This window comes from Paenibacillus xylanexedens (assembly GCF_007680605.1).
In the GTDB taxonomy this organism is placed as follows: Bacteria; Bacillota; Bacilli; order Paenibacillales; family Paenibacillaceae; genus Paenibacillus; species Paenibacillus xylanexedens_B.
The window spans coordinates 580,482-595,041 of record NZ_VEIO01000002.1 but is presented as its reverse complement, the minus strand read 5'-3'; the positions used below and the strand labels follow the sequence as shown (position 1 = coordinate 595,041).

General features: G+C 45.5%; 9 protein-coding genes and 1 pseudogene. All 10 read right to left on the bottom strand.

Going from position 1 to position 14,560, the window contains the following annotated elements; genetic code table 11:
- Positions 1 to 260: 260 nt before the first annotated feature.
- Entirely contained in the window at positions 261 to 5,444 is a 5,184-nt protein-coding gene (locus tag FS818_RS17425) for a 5'-nucleotidase C-terminal domain-containing protein (protein ID WP_186331449.1), read from the bottom strand.
- Positions 5,445 to 5,841: 397 nt separating this feature from the next.
- Positions 5,842 to 6,072 (bottom strand): annotated as a pseudogene (locus FS818_RS17420) (ABC transporter substrate-binding protein); the annotation flags it as partial.
- Positions 6,073 to 6,477: 405 nt separating this feature from the next.
- Entirely contained in the window at positions 6,478 to 8,295 is a 1,818-nt protein-coding gene (locus tag FS818_RS17415; RefSeq protein WP_123063269.1) for an APC family permease, read from the bottom strand.
- Between the two features lie 338 nt (positions 8,296 to 8,633).
- Complete coding sequence (gene rhaD / locus FS818_RS17410) at positions 8,634 to 9,485, bottom strand: rhamnulose-1-phosphate aldolase (RefSeq protein WP_145333389.1); 852 nt, start codon at positions 9,483 to 9,485, stop codon at positions 8,634 to 8,636.
- Positions 9,486 to 9,829: 344 nt separating this feature from the next.
- Complete coding sequence (locus tag FS818_RS17405; protein ID WP_145333388.1) at positions 9,830 to 10,372, bottom strand: GNAT family N-acetyltransferase; 543 nt, start codon at positions 10,370 to 10,372, stop codon at positions 9,830 to 9,832.
- 83 nt (positions 10,373 to 10,455) lie between these two features.
- Positions 10,456 to 11,145, bottom strand: a complete 690-nt coding sequence (locus FS818_RS17400; protein ID WP_145333387.1) for an MORN repeat-containing protein — start codon at positions 11,143 to 11,145, stop codon at positions 10,456 to 10,458.
- A gap of 156 nt (positions 11,146 to 11,301) precedes the next feature.
- Positions 11,302 to 11,583 (bottom strand): hypothetical protein, encoded by a 282-nt coding sequence (locus FS818_RS17395; RefSeq protein WP_145333386.1) that lies wholly within the window; start codon positions 11,581 to 11,583, stop codon positions 11,302 to 11,304.
- A 188-nt stretch (positions 11,584 to 11,771) separates the two neighbouring features.
- Positions 11,772 to 12,260, bottom strand: coding sequence for a DinB family protein (locus FS818_RS17390; protein ID WP_145333385.1), 489 nt, complete (start codon positions 12,258 to 12,260; stop codon positions 11,772 to 11,774).
- Positions 12,261 to 12,292: 32 nt separating this feature from the next.
- Positions 12,293 to 13,255: a helix-turn-helix domain-containing protein gene (locus FS818_RS17385; protein WP_145333384.1), complete on the bottom strand. Its 963-nt coding sequence runs from the start codon at positions 13,253 to 13,255 to the stop codon at positions 12,293 to 12,295.
- Positions 13,256 to 13,597: 342 nt separating this feature from the next.
- A complete protein-coding gene (locus FS818_RS17375) occupies positions 13,598 to 14,470 on the bottom strand; it encodes an AraC family transcriptional regulator (protein WP_260989900.1) in 873 nt (290 codons plus the stop codon).
- Positions 14,471 to 14,560: the final 90 nt, after the last annotated feature.

The window sequence follows — 14,560 nt, the reverse complement described above, 5'->3', positions numbered from 1 at the left end:
GTATAGTCTCCCCTAATCGTTAATGATAATCATTATCAATTTAATGAACGTGTTGATTATATGATATGAGTCAATAGCATGTCAATCATTTATCAACTCCTTGTCCAAAGGCAGACTCCCGGAGAATTGTACCTGACTGAACACAACATATTTATCTTAACAAAAAATACAGCTTGCAGAATCATTTCTGCAAGCTGTATCCCATCATTTCAACTTCATTTGAAATACCCTGATTATGCTTCCAATCTGGTACGGAATCCTTATGGCTGCGATTTAAACTCAATGGCGGAAAGGATCAGAGTCACGACTTCAGCCCTCGTCGCCTCTGCCTTTGGATTAAACCTGTTACCTCCCGTACCCTTCACTAGTCCTGCTTCCTGTGCAGTAGCAATGTATGGAACAGCCCATGCAGGCACTTGTGTTGCATCTGCAAACGTCAGTGATGACTTGGAATCCAGCGGCAAGCCAAGGGCTCTCACCAGCATAACGGTCATCTCTACCCGTGATATTTTGCCTGTTGAACGGAACGTATCATCCGTATATCCACTAATAATGCCTTGGTCCACTGCCTGTGCAATGAAGCTTTGAGCCCAGGCAGGAATGGATGCTGCATCTTTGAAAGCTAGCGGTTTATTGCTTGCAGGCAATTCAAATGCTCGTGCCAGCATCACAATGAATTCAGCACGTGTCGCCGGCATATTCGGACGGAAGTTACCATCCTGATATCCATTGACAATGCCCCGGATCATGGCAGCTTTGATCGCTTCTCCTGCCCAGTGACTGCCGATATCCTTCAATTCCACCAGTGGGTTGGCTGGAGTCGTGCTACTGCCATTCCCGGAATTGCCCGGTACTCCCGGTGTAGCTGGATTTGTCGTTCCTCCATTACCCGGATTGCTCGGAGTTGTTGGTGTTACAGGTGTCGTTGGAGTTGGATTGCTTGTACCACCGCCATCACCCCCACTTCCCGGTGTGCCCCCATTGTTGCCGCCGTTACCAGGATTGTTCCCATTTCCATCTCCTGGAAGAGAGGCGCCTTTAAGATCGGTGCTACGACCTTCCACAGCTTGATTTACGGTACCGGTCCGATCCAGATGCTCAAGGAAAATTTCGTAATCAACCAGATTTAATTCATAGAATCGGCCATCATTTTTTGCGGCTCTCATGCTACGGTAGAAGTCTCCCCCGTTAGCCATAAACGAGTTTGTTGCCACAATATAATATCCATTTGGATCAATATCGGTAAATGTGCCATTGCCATTTTTGATCTGAACTTTTATCACACGCTTGCCTTCTTGAGTTACGGTATTTGTAGTGGAATCTATTTTTTCTCCAGGCTTTGTGGAATCATAATAAAAACGCATACCTGATACCTGCGGGAATCTCCCTTCTCCCGTTTCCACACCGCTTACCCCGTTTTCGAGCGCGGCTGTAATTTCCTTGCCTGTCATTTTAAGTGCCGTGAGATTATTCCCGAACGGCATTACGGTCAGCAAATCCCCGAGCGTAATATTTCCTTCTTTGAACGAAGCACGTATACCTCCGCTGTTCTGGATCGCGACGTACCCTTTGACGTCATTCTCTTTTACGATCGATTTTACTTTTTCCAGCATGCCATCGGTCATAAAATTCCCCAGATTCGTTTCCTGCTTCCTTACACTTCCGCGCTCTCCATCCAGGAATACGTTTGTTTTACCGATGACTTTTTTCTTATATTCAGCCAAAGGTGATGCATATTCTTGCAACTTCGCCAGTGACTGTGCATCATCTTTATACACGAAAGCATCGTCGGCTCCCTTGGCATCGAGGTTTAGCAATCTTCCATTCCACTTCTTCAAGATGCCTGCTTCATCAAATGTCACATCAAGTTTACCAAGCGATACATCATATTCTCCCGTCTGTACCACCAAGGTTGGTTCTTCTGCACCGCCAACCACGATCGGTTTGTTCAAAATGGTATGGGAATGTCCGCCGACAATGATGTCGATGCCTTTTACCGCTTCGGCCAATTTCAAATCCTCGGAGTAACCGAGGTGTGTCAGAGCAATAATTTTGTTAATGCCCTCTTCTTGCAGCATATTTACCGTTGCTTGTGCACTTGCCTGCACATCCTGGAATTTCAGATCATCTCCTGGTGAAGACAGGGATACTGTGTCCGAAGTGGTTAAACCAAATATCCCCACTTTCTCCCCGCTCACCTCGGTTATAATCGCCGGATAGATTTTGCCATCTTCCCCTGATTGCCCGATGCTGGCTTGATACAAACTGCCCAGATCGCTATCCATCGTGTAGTCAATATTGGCACTTACAAAAGGGAATTCCGCTTTATTAATGAATTCTTTCAGCACGGCCGGCCCTTTATCAAATTCATGATTCCCGAAGGTCATCGCGTCATATCCGATCATATTCATAAACTCCAGATCAGCGAGACCATTGAAAAGGTTGAAATATAATGTCCCTGAAAATACATCCCCTGCATCCAGCACAAGTGTATGGTCGTTGCGAGCTTCTTTTATCGCTGTCACACGGCGAGGGATGTTGTCCAGATGCGCATGTGTGTCATTCGTGTGTAGCACGCGTAGCTTAAAGTCACCTGCTTCTGCCGGTTCTCCGATACTCAGCTGTGCCAGCAGCGGATCATGATCACTAACTCGTCCGTGTGAGGTTTCAAAGTCAGCGTTGACATGTACTACCTCAATTACCGCCGTGTCTGACAGATTTTTACTCACCAGAATGTGATCCAGAGTCTGGGAATTGCCATCGTAGATGTAGGAATAACGCTGATTCTCAGGTAGCTTGTCGACCAGATTATCAAGTTCATTGCCTGCAACGATGTTCAACGTCTTGGAAAACTGGAAATCGTTAAAATCACCAAGTACAGCTACATTGACTTCAGGGTCTTTGGCAGTCAACTCTTTTACAAAACCGTTCACAAGCTCAGCTTGCTTGGCCCGCTGCACTTCACTGCTCCGCGTTGCAGGCTGGACACTGCCAAACGGTTTGAGATCACCGCCTTTGGAATTAAAATGATTCGCAATCACAACGACTCGCTCACCGTTGAATTCGAATTCCGCAGCCAGCGGTTTACGTGAACTAGCAAATGCTTCATCCGTCGGAGCAACACGGCCAGGATTAAAAGACAAGCTTCCGTCAGCGGAAACAGCGACTGCTTTGGACGCATTCCCTTTACCTATCCCTGCCGCCAAGGAAACTCGTTCTGGTTGGTATAGGAAACCTACACGAATGTTAGCCCCTGGTGCACCGCCATCCTTATTATTTTCCGGAGCAATTTCACTGAATTGATAAGTGGGGCCATGATTGGTCTTGATCGCATCGATCAGCGTCTGAAAGCTCTCATTCGCTTCCGTTGTCCCCGTATCCGCATCACCGTCATTATCCTGTACTTCCATAATGCCGATAATATCTGGTGCTTTCAGATTGTCTACAATGATTTTTCCAATTTTCACAGCTCGTGCAGCATCCTTTTTGCTGAAATTCTCCACATTAAATGTGGCGATGGTCAGCTTGTCCTCCGCCTTCTCAATAGTCGTCACCGCTTGCTCGGTTGGACCCGGAATGACGGGTGGCAATGTCCCATCGGGATTAATTCTGAAATTGCCGTTCGTATAGGTCATCACCCCAACGACGTTACCGTTCAGTTTATCTCCGGTCTTGACGGCACCAGATGGTTTTTTACCAATAAATAACCGTTGCGGATTAAGATCACTTTCGAAGGTTTCTTTTCCGTTATCCGTCAAAATAACACCGCCCGCAGGAGTACGAAGCGGATTATTAACACCATTGTCTACGACGACGGCAAGACCTGGTTGGCTAGAATATGGCCCTATAATCTCAGGATTTTCAAGCTCTACTCTCATGCCCTCCAGACTTTCATAGAAATCTATGGCATCCGTCTCGGGGTTAAATACCGACAGCAAATCGCTGTCAATAACCGTTGGAATGATACGTCCATTGACACCTAACTTCACTGGTGGAGGCAAGTCCACTTGTTCCAGCACCTTACGAATGGAGGTTGCTGTGATTTGTGTGGTCGTTAATTCGTTAGCCACTCCATACTCGGTCACTTTGCCCGATACCTGCACCTGATTACCAACAACAACACCATGGTTCGACTTGTACACCTGAATTGCTTCCGATGTTCGATCATCCTGATCCATCTGATCCGGAAGTTCCTGCATATAAAAGCTGCTTGTGCTTACCGATGTGACGATACCTTCAATATCCTCTACATCATGTCCGTTAAAAATGGAAGTATGGCCTGCACCCTGAATATCATGGATGCGCAAATTCTCCGTGTCGGGAAGCAGTTGATACGTGAATGTATAAATTGCACTGGATTGTCCGTTAAGTATGGCAACCGCTTTAATCTGTATATCCTGGTTAATCATGAGGGGACTATCATATCGTGCCGAGGAGGCGCTTGGGTCCGTCCCATCTGTAGTGTAATGCACGCTAGCACCAGTAGCTGGCGAGCTTAATACTACCTCACTGTTAGCACGAATTCCGCCAGATGGAACACTTGCCATCACAGACAGACTATTCTCTACAACATCTGCGGCTGTTCGAGGCAACAGTTCCAAACCGTAATTCGTGTGGAACGTCAACACGCCTTGCACATATTCATAAGTTTTGCCGACATCTAGTGTTCCTGGGGCATATTTGATATATATTGTCATTACGTCACCATGGCGGTCTGTCGCGTAGAATGTCGTACCATTACCTTTGGTGACCTGAATATCTCTTACTTCGACAATCATTCCTTCATATTTTTCACCCGGACCTTTGTTGCTTTTATCCGAAGGTTGCACAAAATCCGAAGAAATCAATGCCTGTGGTGCTGGCAAAGCAACATCTTGCTCGATAACGTTTACATATCCTTCCGTAAATCCTGACTTATCCTTCTCGATCTGAACAAGTCCATTATAGTGGGTAATTGGGCCATATACTTCAATCCGATCTCCCACTTGAACTTGATTTTTCGTTCGAACGACAATACCTGCTTCATGATCCTGAATGTAATAATTCGTGAATGCCCCTGAAGGCTCACTGAATGTCACTACACCTGATACTGCTACATTCGTATTCGGAGCAAGCTGACGTGCATCTGCAATCGAGATTATATTCTTCTCGTCTGCTGACTGATCTTCTTCCTCTGTTGGATCTAATCTTACATCTCCTTCTTCTGTTTCTGTTGCGTCTACATTCGTTGATTGCTCTATTTCTTCGGGAGAACCGGGCTGTTCTACAGAAGTTTGATCTGCTTCTGTTACGGTTACCTGCTCCAATGGCAATATCTCGGAAACCGTATTTCCGTCTTCTGCATAGGCGTAACTCCCCATCCCAGCAAAAGGTGTCACTCCCGTAATAACTAGAACTAAAATCAGAAACCATTGCGACAAGCGCCTCATTCGCGTGTTTTTCATTCCTTCTACCCCCATGTTTTCAAATTTTCAATCATTTGTTCACAGAGTTTGTACATTAGTTCAAATATAAGATAACTGAACGATAGTAGCATGTAAACAATATTTTTACGAAATGAAAGGAAATAGAACATATACATTACAAATAACTTAGATTTTATTAACTTTCAGATCAATATCTTCACTTTTCAGGACTTTAAGAGGACATCTCGTAACCGAAGCTACGACAATCTAAGCGATTAGACCTACAATGCGTAAACTTTCATAACATAAAAAGAGGTAATCACACGTAGATTCGACAATTCCTGATGTGAAGAAAATAGTTAATTACATCATAATGCGGCGATCAATAGGATCGCCGCATCTGGTTCTTTTCTAATTATAACTGCTTCACGGATTGTTATTTCTTCACTGTGCTATTGTACTGCTTGATTTTTTCCGTAATCTGCTTTGCTACCGCATCCAGTTCTTCTTGTGGCGCTACTTGCCCATTCAGCACCGTTTCAATCGCTCCTTCGACAATCTGTCTCGCTTCTGGAAAAACACCCATAACTGCGCCGGATGTTGCTGTCGAATCAGCTGAAGCATGCAATTGGTTGACTGCTGTCTGGAACTGTGGATATTTCGTCAAACGTTAACGTCTTCACACCCGCTTCGAAGTTCAGCATAGATTCGGTTGCCGCCGCGTTTCTCCCGTTTCCATTGTTTACATAATCTTCATTCCGGTTTGCAAAAAATTGTTATGCTCTCGTTGTACAAGCTCTGAGATGAATAACTCATCTGAACCCAGCACCACGAACTCTAGTTTAATTTTCCAATGTCATAGCAAAATGGAACTTGCATCAAATTCAAGTTAATCCTTGTGCCACCTTTTTACATAACGCAACATAGAACAGGATGAATTCACCAAACTGCACAAGTACGCAAAAAACCGCAAGGAACCTCCAATCTGGAGATTTCCCTGCGGTAATATGCGTAAATGCTATATTAAACATTAACGTTATATTGAGATAACTTGCTTTACATTCATTTCACACTAACGATTCAGATGATACGGCACCGTCGTCACAATCACATCTTTATAATTAATCAGATAAGCCCGAATCATGAAGCTGGTCTGGTTATGCAGTACATTTTGCCACCAGTGCTTCGTAATAAATTGCGGAATCAGGATGGTGATATGGTCTGTTTCGGCTGTTTTCCATTCCACGGTATCAATGAATTTCTTCAGCGGGCCCATAATGCTGCGATATCTCGATTTGATCACGACAAGGCGGACGCCTGGATTCCATTCTTCCCACTTCTGCTCCATCTTCCGTATAGCCTCATCGTCAAAGCCGATGTACAGGGCCACCACATGATCCGACATCGTCTGGGCGTAACTGATGGTATTCATCACCACCCGAGTAATGCCCGCCACCGGAATAACAATCGTATTGCCTTTCTTGGCCGGTTTATCCACCTGAATATCGATACGTAGTTCGTCTGCAATGTTACAGTAATGGCTACGAATGCGCATGAACACATAAACGACCAGTGGCAAGAAAATAAAGATAACCCATGTCTGCGTGAACTTGGTGAAAATAAAAATCAGCGTAATGGACAACGTAGTCAGCATACCGATTGTATTTACGAGCAGTTTTGTTTTCCAGCCAGACGGCTTGATTTTGATCCAGCGTATCATCATGCCGAGCTGCGACAGTGTGAATGGAATGAACACCCCGACCGCATAGAGCGGAATCAGGTTTCCGGTATCCCCTTTAAATCCAACGACCAGAAGTGCCGACATGACGCTGAGAAAAATAATTCCGTTCGAGAAGCCTAGACGGTCTCCTCGCACCATGAACATATGTGGCATGTATTTATCCTTCGCCATCATGAAGGACAACAGCGGGAAGGCCGAGTATGCCGTATTCGCCGCGAGGAACAGGATCAGAGCCGTAACGCCCTGGATAATAAAATACATCCATCCCCTGCCAAACGTAGCTTCGGCAATCTGGGAAATGACCGTTGCTTTCGGATCAGGCTTGATCCCGTATCCAAAGGCCAACAGCGTGATGCCAATGAACATGGCGCCAAGGATGCATCCCATCAGCAGCAACGTTCCGGCCGCATTCTTCTCCGCAGGCTGCTTGAAGTTCGGAATAGCGTTACTAACCGCCTCTACCCCGGTCAAAGCCGAGCATCCAGAGCTGAACGCTTTAAGCAGCAAAAAGATGCTGACATGCGACAGACTTGTTCCGAATTCCGGAGCCGCGGCATGCATGCCGCCAGCCATAAACTTGATACCACCCGAAATAATGAGAATGGCAATCGAAAAGATAAACAGGTAAATAGGGATCGCCAGCACCGAAGCTGACTCCGTAACCCCCCGCAGATTCATAACAGTTAGAAACACAATCATAATAAGCGCAATAATGACACTATAGTCATGCAGTACAGGAAAAGCAGATGTGATCGCATCCGTACCTGCGGACGAACTTACAGCCACAGTCAGGATATAATCGACTAGCAATGAACCTCCGGCTATCAAGCTCGGTGTGGTGCCCAGGTTATCCTTGGCTACGATATACGCGCCGCCCCCTGTAGGATAAGCAAATATGGTCTGGCGATACGAAAAAATTAAAATGACGAGCAATCCCAGCACGGCGATGGAAATCGGAACCGAGTACCACAAGGCGGCGAATCCCGCCGCAACCAGCACCAGCAAAATCTGTTCCGTACCGTAGGCAACGGATGATAAAGCATCGGAAGACAGGATGGCGAGCGCCTTCCATTTCCCCAATTTTTCTGCATCCAATTCAGCCGACTTCATTGGCTTGCCGATTAAGATTCTCTTCATTTTGCCAAGCATGATCATAACTTCCTTCCATCTCTTGTCTATAAGCTTCTTTGCTTCTCATCTGGATAACAATGTCTGTTCTTATCTATGAAGCATAGTTATTATGCAAAATCGCAGAGCCATTGACAATACGTCATTTCACCCGAAAATCGCCAGCGCGTGATAATGCATTCTACGATTCAATATTCGATAACAAAGCCTTTCTTGCTGAGCAAATTGAACGTTTTTGACCTAAAACGGCGATTGTTTGCCCGAAAAAAGAAAAAGACCTTCGGTTCAAAGAACCAAAGGCCACGATCACGATTTCATATGGTCAGCTTCATATAAAACAATTGTCATATTGAGCTTGTTTACACTTCACTTTGAATGATACCGGGGCGAGGAGTTACGCCAAATTGTTCTGTAAGGGCAAGTAGTTGCTCATCCGTAATCCGCTGTCTGATATCGTGACCTGCAACAAGCATGTATACCTGAGCCGCCTTTTCAATAGTCTCAATCAGACCAAATGCTTCGTCAATCGTTGTACCTGTTCCAAAAATGCCGTGTTGAGGCCAGATCACCGCGTGATACTCCTGCATTTTCTCCGCAGTTGCGCGGCCGATTTCATTCGAACCGGGCATCATCCAAGGTATAATCCCCACGCCATCTGGAAATACCACCACACATTCGGTGCACATCTGCCAGAGTGTCTTGGTAAACTTGGCCTCATCCAGCTCATGGATGAAGGTCATGGCTAGTACATGTGTCGCGTGGTTGTGCATGACAACCCGGTGGTTCGGGTCTCTTTGTAAACGTTCAATATGGCTCATAAAATGGGTCGGCAGTTCACTTGTCGGGTTCGCACCACCGTTCAGTCCCCATAATACCTCCAGCTCCTGACCATCCGAAGATACACGCAGTACACCCAGATTGCCTTCCGGGTCTGCCAGCACGTTTTTGAAATATTTGCCCGATGCCGTAACGATAAAATACTGTCCCGCCAGCTCTTGCACGGAAAAGGCAGGTGTGATGGTGCGGATCACATGATGAATGTCAATGTACGGTGCAACCTCTTCCTCCTTCAATAGATAGCTGACATTACCGCCATTACGCTCATCCCATCCATTCTTCCACATATGTTGCGTAATCTCTGCCATCTCGCGCACAAATGGAATATCGAATCCGGCAGGCTCTAGTCTTGCGGTCCGAAGGGTCACGTTCATGTTAATCCTCTCCTATGTTCAAGTTTAAAGTTGGGCTTTCACGATCGAATCAAGTTCCTTTTTTCACATTCATTATACCTTTGTTTTTGTTTGTTAGTCAATAATTATTACACAATTTTCTTTTAAATACCTTTATTTATTTTTGTTTATCTTTATTTTTATTATAAGATGTCGAAAACAAGCAAAAAAATACCCCGCCGTCGCCCGGCAGGGTCAGTCACACATCTATTTAACACGAGAAGGGGTTTACAAGAGTTATCTTATCCTCCCCACCTTAATAGAAGCTGAACGCGAAATAAAAAATGCATGAAAACGACTCGCGATAAGATACCTTGGAACGTTACTCAGCGGGCAGTATTATTTTTCCGTAATCTATAGAAAGGCTTCATCACACCTGTTGCTTCATCCCGCCGCTCATGCATTGGCTCAAATCCGAGTTGGCTCAAAATGTGTTGCGCCGCCTTATTATCCGGATGATGCCCTGCAACCAGAGTCGTTACCTCCAACTTGTCAAAAGCATAACGAACAACAGCCTGCGCCGCTTCCTGTGCATATCCTTGTCCCCAGTGATCACGAGTCAGCAGAAAACCAAACTCATAGATGTTCTCTTCCGGATCATAAGGGCAGAGACCACAGCAACCGATGAAGACGTCTGAATTTTTCTGAAAAAGGGGCCAGTATTGCACACCCTCCTGCTTCTCACGCTCGATCTCCTGAGTTAACCTCGCCTCTACTTCCTCTTCGCTCAGAACCTCGTTGCCCCTAACCCACCGGGTCACCTCATGATCACCCCAGAGCGCAAACGCGAGGGCACGATCACCTTCGTCCCATGTCGCAAATACAAGTCGCTGCGTTTCCAAAACAATTGTCCGTCTGCTATTCATCATCTACTAACCTCCCGAATCCCAGGCACGATCTCAACGTGCAGTCTATATTATGTAATTAATCGTACCGCGTTCGGGATAAACAATTATAGTTTCTTCGCAAGCTTCTCGAATTGCTGGATATAGGGTTTAATCTCTTTTTCTATACTTACGATAAAGGAACGAAACGCTTTTGGATCATACTCATCCCCGACACCAACATTTTTATGTACTTTTCCTTTTTGATACTTAAAAGAGAAGAAATAACCTTCTTTGAGCCCTTTCAAAATTTCTCCTGCCTCACCCAAAATTTGAAGTTTTATTTTTGCATCCTGATAAGCAAAATAATACGGAGGGTCATACTCCCCCTTGCGTACATCATACCCGGCAATCCACTGATCTTTAGCAAAGGTCCCTGTTTGCACTCGTGACTCCAGCATAGCTCCAGTTAGACTAATCTCGGTGATACGCAGTACTCCCTTGCCTTCTTTTTGATCGCTTTTCCAGGTTCCTTCATACTGTGTTTCTGAGATTCGGTCTGTTTCCTGCGTTGTCATTTTATAAACTCCCTGTCCTGAACGTTTGCCTTCAACCCAACTTCCATTGTAAGTTTTGGATTTCCCCCATGTCATTCTGCCTTCCCCGTGAGGTTTTCCGTTTTTGGTCTCTCCGTAATATACTGCTCCATTACTGTAATTTAATGATTGTCTTTCTGCTTGAACTAACATGGGCGCTGATAACAGCACGGTTAAACCTAGACTTGCCCCTAGGATATAACAGAATAATTTTTTAATCATCTTATCTTCCCTTCTCTTCCCTGCAGATTACACTGCTTAATATAGTAACTCAACACACCTTAGTATAATATCACTTTAAATCCAGATCACACCAGCTAAAAAAAGACCCCTGCCGAACATGTCGGACAGAGGCCCATAAGTTTCTACCACACCGGATTACGCCAAAGCAACTTCAATCGTACCGGAAGCAGCACCTCCCTGGTTCGCCAGCAAAGCGAAGACCAGCACCTGACTCGCGGTAATGCTCAAACTGCTGTTCACCGGAACAACATAAGTGACAACTGGAGCATTTACACGAGTGATGACGAGAGATACCGGAAACGGTCCATTGTTGTTCACCGTAACACTTGCATTGGTGCCGCCAGACAGGTTTTCATAGTAGGATTTACCCACACCCGCTGGCAGATTGTAGAACTGTAATGGTAAAAGGATGGCCATCAAAATCACCTCCTTTTTGCTTTGATACGGTATTCTATGTCTGAAATCTAGTAAAGCCACGGTGAATTGACCGTGGTAGAACGTACATTTATAGCTGACATGCAAGTTTAATAGAGATACCGCATATTCTCGAAAAACAAAATAAGCCCCGCCGGATGATCCGACGGAGCCGCTTGTCCAAGAACAAACTAAGCATACAGCATAAAAAAGTTCAATTCATGGCCTTGCTGTTTGAGGTAATTATAGAGCTGTGAGCGATGGTGGAACACGTGTGTGAGCGTTTCGATCTGCCACTGCACCTGCAGGTGTCCATGCTCTGCATAGAAAGCTTTGGTAGAGCGGTTCAAAAAGTCATCTTCGCTGAGACTTGTAATATATGCTTTATAAGCCTCGAAATTGCTCCATAATGTCTTTTCCAGTTGCTCAATATCCTGGTTTCCAGATAAACTGTTCTCCACTCGACCTACTTCAGCCTCACCTTTCTCTTGCATGATGACAAGATCCGAAGCCGTGATCTGGATAAAATGATGCACCAGTTCCACAAGGGAACGCATATTGTCCTGCGGACGATACGCCCAGTCCTCTGGACGAATTAGACGAATTAACGAAGCCCCTGTACGTACGCCTGTTTCCAGTTCCGTTAACAGATGCTCCCGAATTTGCAATGCTCCATTCATGATTCATTACTCCTTTGTGATAAGTCTATGATTCATAGTATAACGGAAGATACTGCCGCATCATTGTACTTTTCGGACAACATCTGTTGATGCTCCTGAACAGCAACTAGCGGTGTATCACCGTAAAACTTGCGGAATTGCCTGATCAGATGCGCCTGATCATAAAATCCATACGTCTGTGCCAGTTCAGCTCCGTCAGCAGCTCGACCTTTACGGATACCGTGCAACACCTCATGAAAACGAACGATTTCACTAAAGCGCTTGGGACTGATACCCACTTGTTCGGTCATTTTGCGATGCAACTGTCGTTCACTGACAGCTTCGCCCTGGGCAAGTTCTTGTATACTCAAGCGACCACTTTCCTTGAAGATCCGGTAGAGCACATTACGAAGCAAATCCTGATCAGCCTGATGATGAATCGGGCTACTGCGCAGGGTCACTCGGCGGAGGTAAGACTCCATCACCTGCACACGCTGGGCAAAATTCACCGTTTCCTCCATCTTCAACTGTAGCTCGTCCCATCGGTCTGGCCAACAGTCTTCCAGGGGTACACGACGGTCTGTAAACAAATCCAGTGACTGGCCGTGTAGAAAAGGAGCTCCCCCCGGAAAAAAGCGAACCCCAAACGTATAAGCTCCCGCCGGAGGCGCTGGAGGCGATAACGGAAAAGCAAAAGGCTGCGTATAATTGCCGCAATAGCTATATGTATACCTTGCTTGCTCTGGATTATAATCGATCAGGATGTCAGTACAGCCATCTGGTAGTACCCGGGCAGAGGCCGGAAATTTCAGCATTAGGTCATTGACCTTAATGTCCATGTCCATTCCCTCTATGCCATACTTGCCATCTTCCATATGTCCCCGAGTTCCTGACTCCCAATAACAGGCTACATAAGGTATAAGCACAGGGGAAGGACTATTCTCTATATAGTATGTACGGGGGTCCATTCCATTCATCTGTACCGGACGATACAATGCGTGCAGACTGGCGTCCATGCACTTCCCTGCCTTTCCCTTTTTATGAAAATAGAACTTCGTCTAATCGCTATCTCTCTGTTTACATTATATGATTATGGTCATTCTTCTCTCTCATCATATCATGAGTATGATCGCTCAGCTAAACATAAAAAAAGTGCCCTGCTCGGAGGACAATCCGAACAGGGCCAGTCACACATCTATTTAACACGAGAAGGGGTTTACAAGAATGATATTAATCCCTCAACCTTAAGAGAAACTGAAATTCAGATGAAGAACAGATCAAAAAATGAACAAGGAACAGATGAGACGAACAACAAACGAAGAACAGATAAACATACACGTTAGGCATCTTGTTTGTTTTCAGCCTAAACCATGCAGTTTCCGAAACTTTTCGGGACTCATGCCCGTATGTCGTTTAAATATCGTACAGAAATAACTCGCATTTTCATACCCTACCCGGTCAGCCACTTCATAAATTCGGAGCTCCCGTTCACTGAACATCAGCTGTTTGCTGCGATTGATCCGTTCCTGGTTAACGTAGAATACAGGTCTGACACGAAGTGCTTTCTGAAACAACCGGCACAAATATTGAGGGGATACGACAGCCACATCGGCCAGTTCCTTCAGCGACAAGGGCTGATCCAGATGCTCTGTAATATAACGTAGCACTGGTTTCAACCGTTCCATCTCGTCGTTATCGTTGTCCGACACAATGAGCAAAGGCTTCAGATCCAGAAGCAAGGCGTACAGGTGTTTGGAACTGTCCCGATCATCGGTAGCATTCATCGTATCTCCTGCATCTTCCTCTCGCCTTGAAAGCATTTGTTCCAGAGCATTCAGCAGTTCGGGTTTTCTAAGTTTATATACTCCTGAACTGGTGATTCCCGCATAGGCCAGTAGCTGACTTGCCTCCCGACCCTGAAAGGATACCCACGCCAGTTCCCAGTGATCCGTAATAGGCCTATACTCATGCGGAATATTCGGGTAGGTGATAAATACCTCCCCTGGGCCAACGATATATTCTCCTTCATCCTCTATAATCAGCCTGCCTTGTCCCTGAATGACCTGATGAATCTGGTAATCGGGAAAACCCTCCGGGCGCTCCGTTTCAAATTGATGTTCCCAATACCCAACGGTCGTCATATAAACTGGCAGACGTGCGGCTTCGTCTGTTTTACCAAAAAAGATTCGTGTATTCATGCGGTACACCACGCTCTCCAGTTCTAGTTTCATATTGTGATATATATGGGCAATATTCTTTATTTTCTAAGTACCTGATCAATTCTATACTGTGAATATATTATAACATGATCAAAGGAGCTG